This window comes from Paenibacillus sp. NPDC056722, from assembly GCF_042790635.1.
GTDB lineage: Bacteria > Bacillota > Bacilli > Paenibacillales > Paenibacillaceae > Paenibacillus_AQ > Paenibacillus_AQ agri.
The window spans coordinates 443,993-461,564 of the sequence record NZ_JBHTYV010000005.1 but is presented as its reverse complement, the minus strand read 5'-3'; the positions used below and the strand labels follow the sequence as shown (position 1 = coordinate 461,564).

The window sequence follows — 17,572 nt, the reverse complement described above, 5'->3', positions numbered from 1 at the left end:
ATCTTCTAACAGGCCGTCCGAAACTTTCTTCGGACGGCTTCTATTTTCCCTGTGCAGACTGCTTAATTGGTAGGATGTGAGGCCACGGCAGGTATGTTAGAATAAAGGAATGTAAGCAAGTACAGATAGAAAGGTGAAGCCGCATATGCAGATGGGAACGATTCTGGTGGTGGACGACGAGCAGCCTATTGCTGATATTTTGAAATTTAATCTTGAAAAAGAAGGCTATGAGGTCATTTGCGCCTTTGATGGAAATAGCGCAGTAGAGTTGGCTTTGTCCAAACGGCCCGATCTCATGCTGCTGGATCTCATGCTTCCCGGCAAGGACGGGATGGATGTATGCCGGGAGGTACGCTCGGCCCATCTGGACATTCCGATCATTATGCTCACAGCCAAGGACGGGGAGATTGACAAGGTGCTTGGGCTGGAGCTGGGAGCTGACGATTACGTAACGAAGCCGTTCAGCACGCGTGAGCTGCTGGCCCGGGTCAAGGCACAGATGCGCCGGCAGCACAAGCCCAGTACGGCGGAGACGCTCAGTAACGAGTCTCCCGTTGCCAAGCAGGGCATTCACCATTTCGATTTGTTTATAGATACGGATATGTACATGGTTTATAAAGACGGAGAAGCGCTCGATCTAACGCATCGGGAGTATGAACTACTCTATTACATGATCCGCCATGCCGGCAAGGTCATGACCAGGGAGCATTTGCTGCAGGCCGTTTGGGGTTTTGAATACTTCGGCGATGTGCGGACCGTGGATGTTACGATCCGGCGTCTGCGGGAGAAGATTGAGGAGAATCCCAGCAAGCCGGAATATATCTTTACCCGGCGCGGTCTTGGCTATTTGATGCATAGCCCCAAAAACGGAGGGTTAGGATGAAGGGACTGTCCTTTTTCCGGACGATTCAGGCCAAGTTCATTATCATTTATGTCCTGCTGATCCTGATTGCGATGCAACTGATCGGCGTCTATTTTGTCAGCTCGATGAAAAATTCACTGACTGATAACTTTACGAAGGACCTCAAGGCGAGGGCTGAGATGCTATCCATTCTGACTGCCGACAAGTTCGGTAGTGAGGCTGGTACCATTGACGAGGAGACAGCGGTAGAGAGCCTGCGCGGCATGGTGAACAATCTCTATATTAACGGTGCCGAAATACAGGTGCTGGATGCCAGCGGCAAGATTATCACGACGTCTGTCCCTTCACAGAATGACTATGTAGGTCAGCGGAATACGCAGACCGTGGTCAGCCGTGCCCTTCAAGGTATCAGCGACAATGAAGAATATATTATTGGCGATGACAATGTGCGGAAGAAGGTTGTAGCGAAGCCGGTACTCTCCGGTGGCAAGGTTGTTGGCGCTATCTACATCGCCGCCGATATGAAGGATCTCTATGCCACGATGAGCCGGATTAACAGTGTATTCATCTCCGGGCTGCTGCTGGCACTGACCCTTACGGCGGTGCTGGGCGTTATCATCGCCCATACGTTCACACAGCCGATCAAGGAGATGACTCGTCATGCTACGGCAGTGGCTGAGGGACGCTTCAATCGGAAAATGCCGGTGTTTGGCAATGACGAGATTGGCCAGCTGAGCCAGGCCTTCAACTATATGACAGGCCGATTGCATGAGGCGCTGTCACAGAATGAGGAAGAGAAGGAGAAGCTGGCCTCCATTCTGACGAACATGAGCGATGGCGTGGTAGCAACTGACGAGACCGGCGTTGTCATCCTGATGAACCGCCGTGCCGCGCTGATGCTGGGTGCCGAAGGGCCGCTCCCGGAGGGCGCGCCCTTGAATGAATTACTCGGCCTCGACTCTGAGCAGGCCGGTGCCTTGCCGCGCGACAATGCACACTCGGCCATGCTGCATCTGTCGCCGATCGGCGGTGGTGACCCCAATATTGTGCGTGTCACCTTCACGCCGATCCACCGCCGGGAAGGCGGGATCGCGGGAACGATCGCCGTGCTCCAGGATGTCACGGAGCAGGAGAACCTGGAGGAATCCCGCCGCGAGTTCGTGGCGAATGTATCGCATGAGCTGCGTACGCCGCTCACGACGATCAAGAGCTATGCCGAGGCGCTGGATGATGGCGCGCTGGATGATCCGCAGCTGGCCGCCCGCTTTGTCGGAGTCATCCGCAACGAAACCGAGCGGATGATCCGGCTGGTAACGGACCTGCTGCATCTGTCGCGGCTCGATTCCAAGGAGGCTCGTCTGCGTATACAGCAGACGGATGTGGCCGAGATGCTAGAGGATGTGGCGGACCGCTTCTCCTTCCAGATCCGGCAGAAGCGGATCCATATCAGTACGAGAGTGCGCAGGGAGGCTGCTTCCGCCTGGCTGGACCGTGATCAGATTGATCAGGTGCTAGGCAATCTGGTGTCCAATGCACTCAAGTACACGCCTGAGGGTGGCAGTATTGAGCTGGAAGCCTTGCAGAATGAGGAAGGCATGCTATCGATCTCTGTACGAGATTCCGGAATCGGGATTCCGAAGAAGGATATTGAGCGCATTTTTGAACGCTTTTACCGGGTAGATAAGGCCCGCTCACGCAACATGGGAGGAACCGGACTTGGACTCTCCATTGCCCGGGAAATTGTGAAGGCGCATGGAGGCTCTATTTCCTTGCAATCTGAAGTCGACCAAGGCTCTAAGGTGACCTTCACGCTGCCTCCAGACGAGCAAAGGGGGAGTGAAGCGTGAAGGAGAGAGTAAAGACATGGATTCTTGCGCTGCTCGTCCTCAGCAGTCTTGTGGAGAGTTATTATCTGATCTATCGCCTGCCGGGCAGCGACTCAGCGGTGATGTCAGAGAATTTGTATGTAAAGACAGACAACATGGGACCAGAAGAAAAGGTTGAGAACCTGCTCTACCCGGACAAGATGATTATTCATATGGGCGAGGACAAGCACACGTTGTTCTATCCCAGTTCAACGTTCTATAACCTGATTATCAACCGGATAAAGGGACGCACCTTCGAGAGCTTCCAGCGGCGGTCGGTGGATGACTTTGACTGGAATAAGATTCGCAAAGAGAACCCCGGCATTGAGCTTTCCTTTGGCGCGGGGATTCCCGTAACGTTACTGCAACGGGTGATGCAGCTTTCGCCCGACTCCCTGTTCGCCGGGGAGAGCATCAACCGAATCTGGATCTACAATGTTAAGAACGATTCCAAGGCGCATGCCATCTTCTTCAGTACGAGAGGCGATATCGTCTATGAGGCGGCCAAAGCCGACCTGACGGTGCAGGACGTCCAGCAGCATGTGGACTTCGGCAAGAACTGGACGCCGTATACAACGGCGAACGGGGATTATTATGTGCCGTCAGACAAGCTCTCACTGGTGCAGGTCGAGATTCCTTCCGGCCTGTATACGATTGAGCAAATGCAGAGTAATCTATTCTTCGATACTAGCAGCACGCGATATATCCGCGAGAAGGACGGATCGGAGATCTATACGGACAGCAAGCGCAGTCTCCAGGTGGATCAGGAGCAGAACTGGATGAGCTATAGTGATCCGGCGGCTCTGCCGGCCGGGGAGAGCACGCCTGCAAAGGATGCGCTGGAAGCCGTGGACTTCGTGAACCAGCATGGAGGCTGGAATGGAACCTACCGGCTGGCTGCGGCGGAAGACGAGTCGCAGGATCAGGTGCCTATCGGGGACGGCGGCAAGGAGCGGCGTGTATCTTTTCAACAATATTATGGTTCTTACCCGTACGGATCGTACCCGATCCTGAATCGTCCACAGCTGAAATTCGGCGTGATTCATCTGGAGCTGCAGAAGGGCACTGTCTCTTCTTATGAGCGTTCGCTATTGTATCTGAACGAGAATCAGGCGGTGAAAAAGGTGGCCGAGCTATCGGGTGGTGAGACGCTGCTTAGTCAATTGGCCCAAATCAGCAAGACCTCGCCGGTTCAGGATTTAACGCCGGCCTACATCCCATCTCTGAAGGGAGAGAAGCTGCAGCTCGTGCCGGTATGGAAGGTTACGCTGCGCGACGGCAGTGTGCTTACCCTGAATTAAGCTATTCACTTGAAGGAGGAACGGTATGGATTGGGGAAGAGCCAAGAATGTGCTGATCTACGCTTTTTTACTGTTGAACCTACTGCTGTGTTATCAGTTGTGGATTGACCTGCGCGATCAGGTCAGCGCCAATCTGGATTTCACTTCCCTCTCCGAAACGACACAGCAGGTGATGGAGCAGAAGGGAATTCGTATTCTGTGCCCCATCCCGGCGGCAACACCACAGCTTCCTGGGATTACATACCGCTACTCCGGGGATGAGCAGAGCGAGCAGCCAGTGCCACTGAAGCGGCCCATAGACAGTAAGCTGATTTTTACGTTCTCCGAGCTTAGTCGTGAGCTGCAAAGTGAAATTCCGGATATCTCTGATTATCAGTTCGATCCCTTGGAGAGCGAGGCAGGCAAATTCGTGCTGCATCCACTGGTGAAAAAGGAGTGGCCGCTGTTCAGAGTCAGGCTGGAGCTGATCTATAACAATCAGAAGATTGTGGCGTACCGCCGCCCCAATATCGAGATAGGGCCCGGTAACAATGAGGATGTGCAGAAGGTGCTTCCAGCATCCAATGCCCTAAGCAGCCTGATTGAAAAATATTTTCCGCCGGACACGGCAGTCAAGGAAATTGTACTTGGTTACTACGGGGAGTTATTCAATTCCGAAAGTCAGGTGGCTGCCCCGATGTGGCGGTTCATGCTGGAGAATGGCAAGTCCTATTATGTGGACGCCATCAGTGCGGACATCATTAGTCCCAAGACAACAACAGATTAGAATATCGTGATTTCAGGATAGAAGGAGTAGTAAACATGGGGATATCTTTTTCAGTATTGTCCAGCGGTTCTACAGGTAACGTGACTGTGGTGCGTAATGGGGAGACGACGCTGATGATTGATGCGGGTCTTAGCGCGAAGCGGATTGACGAACTATTGGGCATGCGTGAGCTGACCGGGCAGGATATAGACGGAATTCTGGTGACCCACGAGCATTCTGATCATATCAAGGGGCTCGGGGCTATGGCCCGCAAATATGAGCTCCCCATCTACGCCAACACCAATACCTGGAGGGCAATCGAGAAGGGCATCGGGAAAATACCGGATCATCATCGCATTATTATGGAGACCGGACAGCAGAGGGATTTTGGCAGCCTGCGCGTAGAGTCGTTCGCAATCTCTCATGATGCAGCAGAGCCGGTGGGCTACAACTTTTATGATGGCAAAGAGAAGCTATGCGTGGCTACAGACCTGGGGTATGTCAGCGATAAGGTAAGGATGGCGATTGCCGATTCTGATGTGCTGGTGCTGGAGGCTAACCATGATATCGAGATGCTGAGGATGGGACGCTATCCGTGGAATACCAAACGCCGTATTCTCGGCGACATGGGTCACCTCTCTAACGAAGCTGCAGGCGCAGCCCTGAGTGAGATCCTGACAGGGCGGACGAAACGCACCTATCTGGCACACTTGAGCCTGGATCATAACATGATGGATCTAGCGAAGATGTCTGTACGCGGCGCCATGGAGGACCGGGGCTGCTTCTACAAGGATAGTGAGTTCAAGCTGTGCGAGACATATTATGACCGTCCTACGCCATGGGATATGGTGAGCCAGCCATAAGCTGGTCCAGTTCGGCCGTCTTGTGCTCCAGTTCCTGACGGGTGATCAGGCCCTTGTCGATCAACAGCTCGATGATGGCGCTGAGGGCAAGTGTCATATGGTAATGCTCATCTTTTAAATCACCGAGCTTACCGATAAATTGCACCAAATCCATGCTTATCGAAGAGGATTCCATTTCTTTGCACCTCCTTTGGGGATGAGATAGGGGTTTGGGAAAAATGTGCAGAATAATTACGGCGGAAAATCCGCGAAAGCGTGCCCGCCTGTGATACAATCAATACAGAGCGTTTAGGCGTAAGTGACAATTGGAGCTTTCTACTATTGTAGTCTTTTAAGTCGTAAAATATTCCCTGATTGAAAGAATATGAGACCCCTACGCTTGGAACCCGCCTATTTGGGTGAATGGATAAAGTGAAACCTTTTGGCACTCTTTGGAGTCTTAGAAGAGTACGAAGCCGTTCGGGTGTTGCTTGGCGTTCAGGTATGAATGCAGTAGCAATAGAGGGGAGAGGATTACCGTTGGGATTGTTTGATGATGATTTTTATTCAACGAAGGTACCACGGCGGAGCAGAGAACAGGATAAATCCAAAGGCTTGTCACGGGGTTGGCGAACTAGCAGATCGCGCCGGAGTCTCTCAACATGGCAAATCTCTGCACTTAGCTCTGTAATCAGTGCGGTGGTAGCAGTATTGCTGTTCAGCCTGGTGACCGGGCATTGGGCGCCGGAGAGAGCAGCAGGGTCTACCGTCATTGAGAACGTGACGCCGAGCAGTGGCGATCCTTACGATCGTATTATTCAGGCGGCGGCGATGGTTCGTCCTGCCGTAGTGAGCATTGTTAACCATAAGGAAGACAACAAGGAAGAGAATATTCTGGATCAGTCATCACTGGGCTCCGGAGTTATTTATAAAAAAGATGCCAATAAGGCCTACATCATTACTAATAACCATGTCGTTCAGGGTGCAGGCAAGCTGGAGATTGTTACGGTGTCTGGGGAGACCCGCAGAGCGGAGCTGGTCGGCGCAGATAAAGTAACCGATATTGCTGTGCTGTCGATTGATGCCAAGGGCATCAACACCATCGCTCAGATTGGTGACTCTTCCAAGCTGCGTCTTGGGGAGACCGTCATAGCTATCGGCAATCCACTTGGTCTTGGTGATACGCTAACTTCCGGTATTATAAGCTATACGGAGCGGAAGATTCCCGTATCGCTCAACCAGGATGGTGTGTACGACTGGGAGCAGGAGGTCATTCAGACCGATGCGGCGATCAATGAAGGTAACAGTGGTGGCGCGCTAGTTGATCTCAACGGCAAGGTGATCGGGATCAATACGATGAAAATTTCGGATACCGGCGTAGAAGGGCTTGGCTTTGCCATACCGACCAATCATGTTATGGAGACGGCAGATGAGCTAACCAGCAAGGGTAAGATCTCACGATCCTATCTGGGCGTCTACACGGTGGATCTGAACAATCCTTATGTCCCGTTGGCCGAAGACCAGCGCAAGGAGCTGAATCTGCCTGTGGCTGTTAAGGACGGTGTAGTCGTACTTGATGCTGTTGGACCGGCAAAGGTTGCGGGACTCCAGTTCAACGACGTTATCACAAAATTTGACGGAGAGCCCATTACGTCTACCCTTTCACTGCGGAAGTATTTGTATAATCACACTAAGATCGGTGATGAATTACAGATTACTTTTTACAGAAACGGGGTTCTAAAGCAGGTATCGGTAAAACTTTTGGAGAAGCCTGAGGAATAAAACCTTCAGAAATGGTATATAATGATATAGCAGTCATGACCAGCCAGGCTGACAGCCCTTACATTGGGAAGTCAGCCTTTTGTGGGAAAAAACGGAGATATTCGGATGGGTCAGCTTGCCTTTACTTCGAAGGTGTGGTACTATGAGAACAATCATACATTTGATACCTAATTCTCGTGTTGAAAAGGGCTGTCAAGTTAAGTAATATACAACCTTTTTCAATGTGTGAATTTTTTCTTTGTTTGAAGATAAAAAGAACATATTAATTTAAATTTGTGGAGGTTACACACATGCAAACAGGTACAGTTAAATGGTTCAACGCTGAAAAAGGATTCGGATTTATCGAAGTTGAAGGCGGTAGCGACGTATTCGTACACTTCAGTGCGATCACTGGCGAAGGCTTCAAAACTTTGGACGAAGGCCAACGCGTTGAATTCAACGTTGTTCAAGGCAACCGTGGTCCACAAGCCGAAAACGTTGTAAAACTGTAATAATAGAAGGTACCGTCCCCGCTTGTTGAAAGTTGGGACGGTCTTTTTTTAACAGAACTCAACAACCTTTGTAAGGGCTCCGTACTGGGGCTTTTCTTATTATTATAGAGGTGTAAGCATAAATCTTAACATTTTGGGGTATCATGTATCGTTAATCCACTTGTGACATAAAGGAAGGAGGAACGGCAATGAACTACCGGAAGAAACCCGTGGAGGAAATCCCGGAAGAGAATACCGCGATTTGGGCCTGTACTAACGAGGGGTGCAATGGATGGATGAGGGACAATTTTGCTTTTGACACTGTGCCTTCTTGTCGTCTCTGCAACGCTCCAATGGTCCGCAGTATGAAGATGCTGCCGCTGCTGCTCAATTCCAACGGTGATCTGAAGTCGCTGAAGAAGGGTATTTCCATTACGTGACCGGCGCCTTTATGAGCCAAGCTTAGTATAGAATAACGCACAAACTCCGAGACGGTTAAACCGTCTTATTTTTTTTGCTTTTTTGTCACTACTTTGTGATATTTGTCACAAAATTATTATTTTTATAGCAAAAATAGAGCGTATAATGTGATTTACATCACACAGTTCCCTTAAAATTTTTGACAAAATAGACGTATTGATAAGGGAGAGGGAAGGGGAGAAATATGGATACAATCATGCTGTCACGTATTCAATTTGCGTCGACGACAATTTTTCACTATTTCTTTGTGCCGGTGTCTATTGGGCTAGCGCTTTTGATTGCCATCATGGAGACTATGTATGTAAGAAAAGGCGATGAAGAGTACAAGAGAATGGCGCAATTCTGGGGAAAGCTATTCCTCATAAATTTTGCAGTCGGGGTAGTTACAGGTATACTGCAGGAATTCCAGTTTGGGATGAACTGGTCCGATTATTCACGATTCGTTGGTGACGTGTTCGGTGCACCGCTGGCCGTGGAAGCTCTACTGGCTTTTTTCCTGGAGTCTACATTCATCGGGCTATGGATCTTCGGCTGGGACAAAGTCTCTAAGAAGGTGCATTTGCTCTCCATCTGGATGGTTGCTTTTGGTACGATGATGTCGGCGTTCTGGATTCTGACCGCTAACTCATTCATGCAGCATCCGGTGGGCTTCACGATCAACAATGGACGTGCTGAAATGAATGACATCTTCGCTCTCATTACGAACGGACAATTACTTGTGGAATTCCCACACACGGTGCTGGCGGCCTACGCTACAGGCGCGTTTCTTGTAACAGGTATCAGTGCCTACAAGCTGCTGAAGAAGCAGGAAGTATCTTTCTTTAAGAAATCTTTTCAAATTGCAGCAATTGTCGGCATTATCTCTTCGGTGGGTGTAGCGGTGGCAGGACATGCTCAGGCGCAATACCTGGTAGAGACTCAGCCGATGAAAATGGCGGCATCCGAAGGACTATGGGGCGAGAGCGGCGATCCTGCACCTTGGACGGTGTGGGCGAATATTGACCCTACGAACAAGACTAACAGCGGTGAATTCAAAATCCCGTATTTGCTTAGCTTCCTGTCTTACAGTAAGTTCTCCGGTGAAGTTAAAGGGATGAACCAATTGCAGGCTGAATATGAACAGCAATACGGACCTGGGGACTACATTCCTCCGGTACGGACCACCTTCTGGAGCTTCCGGATCATGGTTGCTGCGGGTACGGCAATGATCGTGCTTGGTCTGTATGCAATGTACTTGATTTGGCGTAAAAAGATGGACCGTCCGAACACCTGGTTCATGCGGTTCATGTTCTGGGGACTGCTGCTTCCGCCAATCGCCAATACAGCGGGCTGGGTGATGACTGAATTTGGCCGCCAGCCGTGGACGGTATTCGGCTTGATGCAGACCAAAGACAGTGTGTCGCCTAATATCACGAGCGGACAGGTATTATTCTCGGTGATTTCTTTTACAACGATCTATTTAATTCTGGGTCTGGTATTGGTCGGCTTGTTCATCAAAGTTATCAAAAAAGGTCCTTATGCCATGGATAACGATCACGGCGATTCGCATGATCCATATAACAAGGAGGGGTCCCATGCTTTCTCTTAATGAATTGTGGTTTGTATTGATTGCGGTTCTGTTCATCGGGTTCTTCTTCCTGGAGGGTTTTGACTTTGGTGTAGGAATGGAAACACAGCTCTTGGCCAAGAATGATACGGAGCGCCGGGTGCTGATCAACTCGATTGGACCGTTCTGGGATGCCAATGAAGTATGGCTACTGACGGGTGCAGGTGCGATGTTCGCGGCCTTTCCGAACTGGTATGCTACGCTATTCAGCGGATTTTATATTCCCTTCGTGTTCGCGCTACTGGCGCTGATCGCCCGGGGTGTAGCATTTGAATTCAGGGGCAAGCGGGATTCCCTGGCCTGGAAAAGAACTTGGGATGTCTGCATCTTCCTCGGCAGCTTCCTCCCGCCGTTCCTGCTGGCTGTCGTCTTCGCAAGCTTCATCAAGGGCTTGCCGATTGACGCCAATATGCAGATGTATGCCGGATTCACGGATATCGTTAATATCTACACCGTTGTTGCCGGAATTACAGTAGTTCTGCTCTGTCTGGTACACGGCCTGATGTTCACGACGCTGCGTACGATTGGTGATCTGCAGGTTCGGGCCCGAAAGCTGGGGCAGAAGCTGTTGATTCCACTGGGCGTACTGCTGCTGGGTTTTGTGGTAATGACCTACTTCATGACCGATATCTTTGAAAAGCGTGGAACAGTGCTTCTGAGTATAGTAATATTGGGTATTATTGCATATGTACTGGCAGGCTACTTCATGTTGAAGAAGAAGGACAGCTGGGCATTCGGCATGACTGGAGCGGTATTCGCCTTGTCGGTGGCTTCGATCTTCGTGGGACTGTTCCCGCGGGTGATGATCAGCTCCATTGATCAGGCGTTCAACCTGACGATCACGAATGCGGCTTCCGGACATTATTCACTGAAGGTCATGACGATTGTGGCATTGACGCTGCTGCCGTTCGTATTGGGTTATCAGATTTGGAGTTATTTTATCTTTCACAAACGGGTTCACGAGAAGGAGCATCTTGAATACTAATGGATAAAAATTTGCTTGGGTACAAAGGAGTTAGGCCGGTCTTTCTGATCGTCGGCTTCCTGACCCTGGTGCAAAGCCTGTCCATTCTTCTGCTGGCCAAAGGGCTGGCGGAAGTTGTCTCTGCGCTGTTTGCGGGAGCACCGCTGAAGGAACAATGGGGTACTTCCCTATTGTTCCTTCTTGCGTTTCTGGTGCGCCATGTGTGCGCCCTGCTGATGAGCCGGGTATCCTACCGGTTCGCGGAAGCGACCGGAAGCAGCATGCGGCAGCAGATGATGGATAAGCTGTTCCAGCTAGGGCCGAGATTGGCAGGCGACCGGGGCACCGGTACGCTGGTTACACTGGTATTGGAAGGCGTAACAAAGTTCCGCACTTATCTGGAGCTGATCATTCCACGGATGGTTGGAATGTCAGTCACACCGCTAATGCTGCTCGTCTATGTGTACACACAAGACACGACAAGCGGCGTGATTCTCACCGTGACGATGCCGATCATTATTGCCTTTATGATTCTGATCGGAATGACGGCTCGCAAACAAATGGACCGTCAGCTCAAGTCCTATCGGACACTGTCCAATCACTTTGTCGATTCGCTGCGGGGCTTGGAGACGCTGAAGTTCCTGGGCCGCAGCCGTAGTCATAGCGAGAGCATCGCTCATGTCAGCGATCGTTATCGCTCAGCTACGATGCGTACCTTGCGCGTGGCGTTCCTGTCTTCCTTTGCTCTGGATTTCTTCACCATGCTCTCGGTAGCTTCCGTGGCTGTCAGCCTCGGTCTGCGGTTGGTCAATGAGCAGATGACGTTGGTCACCGGGCTGACCATTCTGATCCTGGCCCCGGAATATTTCCTGCCGGTACGGCTTGTGGGTGCGGATTTTCATGCTACGCTGGACGGAAAAGAAGCCGGTGAGGCCATGAAGAGTATTATTGACCGGGAGACCGTACAGGCGGTGAAGTTGACGGCGAGTGGAGCAGGGCAAGGGGTTGCTGAAAAAGGAGCTGCCTCGGGTGCTGTGGCTGGTAATGTCAGTAGTGCTGGACGTGTTGGTGGTGCTGGTCGGGCTGGAACTAATAGAACTGCTGGTACTACTCTTGTAGGGCAACCGTCCTCTGCATCCGACTTTGCTTGGACTAACGGCGCCATTCTACAGTTGAATGGCGTGGGTGTTAAGTATGAAGAAGGCGGATTGTCCTCGCTGGAAGGGGTCAGCCTGCGTTTCGCAGGGGCGGCTAAGATCGGAATTATTGGGGAGAGTGGAGCAGGGAAGTCCACACTGGTGGATATCCTGGGTGGCTTTCTGCATCCTACGTCTGGCAGTATTACCGTGGGCGCTAGCACGTTCAGCTCACTGACAGACGAAGCCTGGCGGAAGCAGACGGCGTATATCCCGCAGCGGCCGTATATCTTCAGTGGCACGCTTGCGGACAATGTGCGCTTCTATTATCCAGAAGCTTCAATGGAGGAAGTTCGCCGAGTAATCGGCGAAGCCGGATTGTCGAGACTGGTAGATTCTCTACCGAACGGGTTGGAAGAAATGATTGGCGGCGGCGGTCGTTCCCTCAGTGGCGGTCAAGAGCAGCGGGTAGCGCTGGCTCGGGCGCTGCTAAGCAGTCGACCGATTATGCTGCTGGATGAGCCGACGGCCCATCTGGATATTGAAACAGAGTACGAGCTCAAGGAAACGATGCTTCCGCTGTTTGCCGGGAAGCTGGTCTTTCTCGCGACACATCGCTTGCACTGGATGGTAGATATGGATCTCATCGTCGTGATGAAGCAGGGGCAAGTAGCTGAGACCGGCACCCATAAGGAACTGATCGCCCGCAAGGGTGCCTATTATGAGCTTATTCAATCGCAATTGGAGGGAATCCATTGAAACGAGAAGGATGGTTCGCCCCATATGTATCTTCATACTTCTGGCGGTTTGTGCTGATTATTGTCCTTGGGGCACTGACGGTGTTCTCAGCTTCTTCTCTGATGTATACCTCGGGGTTCCTAATCTCCAAGGCCTCCATCCCGCCGGAAAATATATTAATGATCTATGTACCGATCGTCGGTGTGCGCACCTTCGGAACAAGCCGGGCCGTGATCCACTATGTGGAACGGCTCGTCGGTCATGACACGATCCTGCGGATTCTCTCTAAGATGCGTGTCCGCCTGTATCATATACTGGAGCCACAGGCGCTGTTCTTGTCCTCACGCTTTCGGACAGGTGACATCCTCGGCATGCTGGCCGACGATATCGAATATTTGCAAAATGTATACCTGCGCACCGTCTTTCCTAGTATTATTGCGCTGTTGCTGTACGGTGCGGCAGTAATTGCTCTTGGCACTTTCGATCTGACCTTTGCACTGCTGATGGGTCTGTATATTCTGGTGCTGGTGGTTGTACTGCCGCTGGTCTCGCTGCTGTTCACGCAAAGACGGCAGCGTGAAGTGAAGCAGGAGCGCAACCGTCTCTACCAGAAGCTGACGGATGCCGTACTGGGCATGGGCGACTGGATGATCAGCGGTCGGCAAAGCCAGTTCGTGGCCACCTATGAAGCCGACGAGCGCAAAGTAGCCCGTACCGATGGCTGGCTGCGGGGCTGGGCCCGCCTGCGGATGTTCATTGGGCAGGCCATTGTCGGCATCGGCGTGCTGTCGATGCTCTACTGGGCGGCGGGGGAATATGCTGACGGAGCCATCGCGGGAACACTGATCGCAGCGTTCGTACTGGTGGTCTTCCCGCTTGCGGATGCCTTCCTGCCGGTATCGGAAGCGGTGGAGAAGATACCGCAGTATCGGAACTCGCTGGAGCGGTTGTCAGGGGTGGAGGAGAAGGATGGGGCGCTTACTCAGGGCGCTGGAGTGAAACAGAATGGGCAGGGAACCCGTGCGGTAAGTGCTGGTGTATTGGAAGTAGCGCTAGTGGCTGGAGGCCGTACAGAAACATTAGATGAAGTACGTACGCAAAGTGCTGGAATAGCGAAAATTAAAGTGACTGTTGCTGGGCGCGACATTTCGACTACTACGGGGCAAGCTGGTAATGAAGGCCACAGCCAACATGATATTGCAATACAAACCCACATCCGGCTGGATAATGTCGGCTACCGGTACGGAGCCGATGATGATTGGTCTGTCCGCGATCTAAGCTTAGATCTCCCGCAGGGGAAAAAGATCGCGATCATCGGCCGCAGCGGAGCAGGAAAATCGACGCTGCTGAAGATCATTCAGGGTGTGATTCAGCCGACGGAAGGTTCGGCTGAGATTAACGGGCGGGCCGCCGCGTCCTACGGCGACGACATTCCTTCGCTGATTGCGGTACTCAATCAGAGTCCGCATCTGTTCGACACCACGGTGGCGAACAATATCCGGCTGGGTGATCCGCAGGCTTCCGAGGAAGAGATCTGCGCCGCTGGCGCGCTAGCGAAGCTCGACAGCCTAATCTCTTCCCTGCCGGAAGGCTATAACACGCCCGTGCGTGAAGCCGGGCAGCGCTTCTCCGGCGGCGAACGGCAACGGATCGCGCTGGCGCGTATCCTGCTGCAGAACACGCCGGTCGTCGTGCTCGACGAGCCAACCGTGGGTCTCGACCCACGCACCGAGCGCGAGCTGCTGGCGACGATGTTCCAGGCGATGGCCGGGAAATCACTGGTTTGGGTTACGCACCACCTTGTAGGTGCGGAACTGATGGACGAAGTGATTTTTATGGAGAATGGAACTGTCGAAATGCGCGGCACTCATGCTGAGCTGCTGGAGAAAGAGCCACGTTACCGCAGGTTGTATGAGTTGGACCGGCCGGTAGAATTCCTTGGTTAGTAAGAAGGCATATAGATTTGGATCATGACAGAGATTCGCGTGGAACTTTAACCGAAATGGAATAAGTGGAAGATAGATAATGACAAAGCCCCGCCAGACAAAAGTCTGACGGGGTTATTTTTTCACAATAATAGAGGACAGGGTCACCTTTTTATAGTTCCGTACATGAATGTTAGCAGGAGAAGTAGAGTGCACCCGACTTTTAATTCAATGGGAGCCTTAAGGGTAAGGCCTACTATTAGATATGAGAGGAGTATTCCTATATGCTCTGTCTGGTACTTGGTGAACTTTTGCTTGATAGTCCGGAATATAAAGACGCCTGCAGCGAACAGGCTGAAAGCAACATACAATATGGTTATGAGCATTGAAATCCTCCGAGTAGTATTTGCATCTGCATCTCTATATTATCGGATATAATTTCCAGTATTGCACCTGCTTCTAAGGAAATGACAGGAATCGACGGCGGGGAGTTCCCTTTTACCTGGAAGTGTGGTAGAACAGTAGAAGGAGTATTACGCCGCAGCGGCACAGAAAGGGATGCTTGGTTGAATGTATGTAGTGTGTAAGGAACACGTGGAGCTGGCCATTGACAGGTTTGTGGACGAGTACGAAGACGCACCGGATGTAGTGGATCTGAAGGAAACGGAGTTCTCTGACTGGGACCCGCCGGCGAAATGTGCGGAATGCGAGAAGAATGCTGAGTATTTGGTCGTGTAAGCGACCCATACGTAAATGATAAGATGATGAAAAGGACGTGAGTGCTCACGTTCTTTTTTTAATGCTCAATATAGGGTCAGGGGTAGCCAACTGGCTTGCAAACTTCCAATAAAATCGTTATCTATAGAGGGTTTTGCTGTTTTTTCTATTTGAGCGAGATGAACAAGGCGTCTTTTTTTTTAGTGTGATATTTCTATTTTATCAAAGCGGTTTCGCTGAAAAAAACTTGAGCTATAGCTTACTAAATAATAAGATTGCTCATTAAGAGTACTGGTGTCAATTTTAGAAGGCACTCTCACCATTGTTTTTTCGCCAAGCGCATTTATTACAACAATGCTGTCTTTAGATATCTCTGAGAGTTGAACAATAGCGGATGTACGAGCTCTACTGAATACTAAGAAAAATAGGACAACCCCTAAAATGATCAGTATAGCGGGTATGTTTTTCTTTATTTTGTTCATGTACCCTCCCCCTTACTGGATATTATATACAACTTGTATCCGTTAGTCTTATTTAAATGTACTTTGCACTGAATAAGTGATAGAAGAGCTCCCACCGATGAGACACTAGCAAGTGGCTCTTTTTTTTCCTCTAAGGCACCTGATGTCGAACTTTCGCCCATGCCCCTGCATAGCATATAGCACCTATTGAGTTACAGGTGAGAAGGGGGCGCACGATCATGGGGATTGAGCTAGCAGCGATCCACTATGTGTATCTGGTGTTCATTGTGTTCATTCTTGGGTTGCTGATCTGGCGGCGGGATACCACGATGATCTGTGTGGTTGGGATTTTTGCTTTGGGTCTGCTCGCGACGAATACGCTGAGCGGTTCGGTGTCGGGGATCTTCAATTCTTTTGTATATGCGACCAAAGAGCTGCTCGGTACGATCATGATTATCTCCATTATTGTAGCGATGAGCCGGATTCTGATTATTACCGGGATCAATGAGACGATGGTTGCGCCGCTCAGCCGTTTGATTCGTACGCCGTCCATGGCTTACTGGGGGATTGGGATCATTATGATGGTGACTTCCTTCTTCTTCTGGCCTTCGCCGGCGGTCGCTCTGATCGGTGCTGTATTGCTGCCTGTTGCCGTTCGTGTCGGTCTGCCTGCGCTGGGAGCGGCCATGGCGATGAATCTGTTTGGTCACGGTATCGCGCTATCCGGAGATTACATTATTCAGGGTGCCCCAAAACTCACCGCAGACGCAGCCGGACTTCCGGTAAGCAGTGTGATGGAGGCCAGTGTTCCGCTTGTGATTGTCATGGGGCTGGTTACGACAGTGGCCGCGTTCTGGCTGATGCGCAGAGATCAGAAGAATGGAACATGGCGGAATGGGTTGGTCACGGTAAAAGGGGGCAGTTCACTCACGGAGGTGGGAGAACAGCTAATAGGACCATTGCTACTTAGCCCTCGTGTCAAAAAAACGCTGGCGATCGTCATTCCGCTTCTATTCCTGCTCGATGTCGTCGCGATGTTCGTTCTGAAGCTGCAAGGCGGGGATGCCACAGCACTCGTGGGCGGTACGGCGGTACTTATTCTGATCGCCATCACCATGCTGGCCCACCGCAACCGGGGACTCGAAAAGATCACATCCTATTTAATAGAAGGATTTGTTTTTGGATTCAAGGTATTCGGTCCGGTGATTCCGATTGCGGCTTTTTTCTATCTGGGCGATTCGGCGTTCACCGAGTTGTTCGGAAAAGTGCTCCCGGAAGCCTCGCACGGCATCGTGAACGACCTCGGTGTCGCTCTGGCGAATCATGTTCCGCTTAACGGTGCAGTGGGCGCGGTCACCATGACCATAATCGGGGCGATCACCGGGCTGGATGGTTCGGGCTTTTCCGGAATTTCACTGGCTGGTTCCATCGCGCAGCTGTTCGCATCCGCCATTCATACCGGGGCAGCGACACTGACCGCACTAGGGCAGGTGGCTGCGATTTGGGTTGGCGGTGGTACGCTGATTCCTTGGGCGCTCATCCCGGCAGCCGCCATCTGCGGTGTTAGCCCGTTCGAACTGGCCCGCCGCAACCTGAAGCCCGTACTGCTGGGGCTGGCGGTGACGACGATTGTGGCGATGTTCCTGGTGTAGAGGGATCGTCTTAACTTGTAAAAAGC

General features: G+C 51.4%; 16 protein-coding genes. 14 read left to right on the top strand and 2 right to left on the bottom strand.

The genetic code is table 11. The features are described from left to right. The first annotated feature begins 145 nt into the window (after positions 1–145). The 5 genes from yycF to ACFRAM_RS15990 are packed head-to-tail and all read left to right on the top strand — an operon-like array spanning position 146 to position 5,636. Positions 146–883 (top strand): response regulator YycF, encoded by a 738-nt coding sequence (gene yycF / locus ACFRAM_RS16010; protein WP_175373506.1) that lies wholly within the window; start codon positions 146–148, stop codon positions 881–883. After that, on the top strand, positions 880–2,709 hold the full coding sequence (gene walK / locus ACFRAM_RS16005) for a cell wall metabolism sensor histidine kinase WalK (protein WP_379466670.1): 1,830 nt from the start codon (positions 880–882) through the stop codon (positions 2,707–2,709). The genes yycF and walK overlap by 4 nt, the downstream gene beginning before the upstream one ends. After that, positions 2,706–4,028 (top strand): YycH family regulatory protein, encoded by a 1,323-nt coding sequence (locus ACFRAM_RS16000; protein ID WP_379466669.1) that lies wholly within the window; start codon positions 2,706–2,708, stop codon positions 4,026–4,028. The genes walK and ACFRAM_RS16000 overlap by 4 nt, the downstream gene beginning before the upstream one ends. Positions 4,029–4,053: 25 nt before the next feature. Next, positions 4,054–4,794, top strand: a complete 741-nt coding sequence (gene yycI, locus ACFRAM_RS15995) for a two-component system regulatory protein YycI (protein ID WP_175373503.1) — start codon at positions 4,054–4,056, stop codon at positions 4,792–4,794. A 35-nt stretch (positions 4,795–4,829) separates the two neighbouring features. Beyond that, positions 4,830–5,636, top strand: coding sequence for an MBL fold metallo-hydrolase (locus tag ACFRAM_RS15990; protein WP_175373502.1), 807 nt, complete (start codon positions 4,830–4,832; stop codon positions 5,634–5,636). Here ACFRAM_RS15990 and ACFRAM_RS15985 read toward each other — a convergent pair. Continuing rightward, positions 5,605–5,811 carry a hypothetical protein gene (locus ACFRAM_RS15985; protein WP_379466668.1) on the bottom strand — a complete coding sequence of 69 codons (207 nt, stop codon included), beginning with the start codon at positions 5,809–5,811 and terminating at the stop codon, positions 5,605–5,607. The two genes, ACFRAM_RS15990 and ACFRAM_RS15985, sit on opposite strands and share 32 nt — an antisense overlap. A gap of 344 nt (positions 5,812–6,155) precedes the next feature. Here ACFRAM_RS15985 and ACFRAM_RS15980 point away from each other — a divergent pair, with 344 nt between their 5' ends. The 8 genes from ACFRAM_RS15980 (at position 6,156) to ACFRAM_RS15945 (ending at position 15,454) form a co-directional block, all read left to right on the top strand. Next, complete coding sequence (locus ACFRAM_RS15980; RefSeq protein WP_175373500.1) at positions 6,156–7,397, top strand: S1C family serine protease; 1,242 nt, start codon at positions 6,156–6,158, stop codon at positions 7,395–7,397. Between the two features lie 290 nt (positions 7,398–7,687). Continuing rightward, positions 7,688–7,888 carry a cold-shock protein gene (locus tag ACFRAM_RS15975; protein ID WP_039878010.1) on the top strand — a complete coding sequence of 67 codons (201 nt, stop codon included), beginning with the start codon at positions 7,688–7,690 and terminating at the stop codon, positions 7,886–7,888. A gap of 188 nt (positions 7,889–8,076) precedes the next feature. Continuing rightward, entirely contained in the window at positions 8,077–8,307 is a 231-nt protein-coding gene (locus ACFRAM_RS15970) for a cold-shock protein (RefSeq protein ID WP_066377880.1), read from the top strand. 224 nt (positions 8,308–8,531) lie between these two features. After that, a complete protein-coding gene (locus ACFRAM_RS15965; RefSeq protein ID WP_379466667.1) occupies positions 8,532–9,935 on the top strand; it encodes a cytochrome ubiquinol oxidase subunit I in 1,404 nt (467 codons plus the stop codon). Then, positions 9,922–10,938: a cytochrome d ubiquinol oxidase subunit II gene (cydB, locus tag ACFRAM_RS15960; protein ID WP_066377886.1), complete on the top strand. Its 1,017-nt coding sequence runs from the start codon at positions 9,922–9,924 to the stop codon at positions 10,936–10,938. The genes ACFRAM_RS15965 and cydB overlap by 14 nt, the downstream gene beginning before the upstream one ends. Continuing rightward, positions 10,938–12,812 carry a thiol reductant ABC exporter subunit CydD gene (cydD, locus tag ACFRAM_RS15955; protein WP_379466666.1) on the top strand — a complete coding sequence of 625 codons (1,875 nt, stop codon included), beginning with the start codon at positions 10,938–10,940 and terminating at the stop codon, positions 12,810–12,812. The genes cydB and cydD overlap by 1 nt, the downstream gene beginning before the upstream one ends. Next, on the top strand, positions 12,809–14,737 hold the full coding sequence (locus ACFRAM_RS15950) for an amino acid ABC transporter ATP-binding/permease protein (RefSeq protein ID WP_379466665.1): 1,929 nt from the start codon (positions 12,809–12,811) through the stop codon (positions 14,735–14,737). The genes cydD and ACFRAM_RS15950 overlap by 4 nt, the downstream gene beginning before the upstream one ends. 549 nt (positions 14,738–15,286) lie before the next feature. Further along, entirely contained in the window at positions 15,287–15,454 is a 168-nt protein-coding gene (locus tag ACFRAM_RS15945) for a CxxH/CxxC protein (RefSeq protein WP_066377900.1), read from the top strand. Between the two features lie 179 nt (positions 15,455–15,633). Here the strand turns inward: ACFRAM_RS15945 and ACFRAM_RS15940 are convergent, their stop codons facing one another. After that, a complete protein-coding gene (locus ACFRAM_RS15940) occupies positions 15,634–15,915 on the bottom strand; it encodes a hypothetical protein (RefSeq protein WP_379466664.1) in 282 nt (93 codons plus the stop codon). Positions 15,916–16,133: 218 nt separating this feature from the next. Here ACFRAM_RS15940 and ACFRAM_RS15935 point away from each other — a divergent pair, with 218 nt between their 5' ends. Next, positions 16,134–17,546 (top strand): hypothetical protein, encoded by a 1,413-nt coding sequence (locus tag ACFRAM_RS15935; RefSeq protein ID WP_379466663.1) that lies wholly within the window; start codon positions 16,134–16,136, stop codon positions 17,544–17,546. The last annotated feature ends 26 nt before the right edge of the window (positions 17,547–17,572 follow it).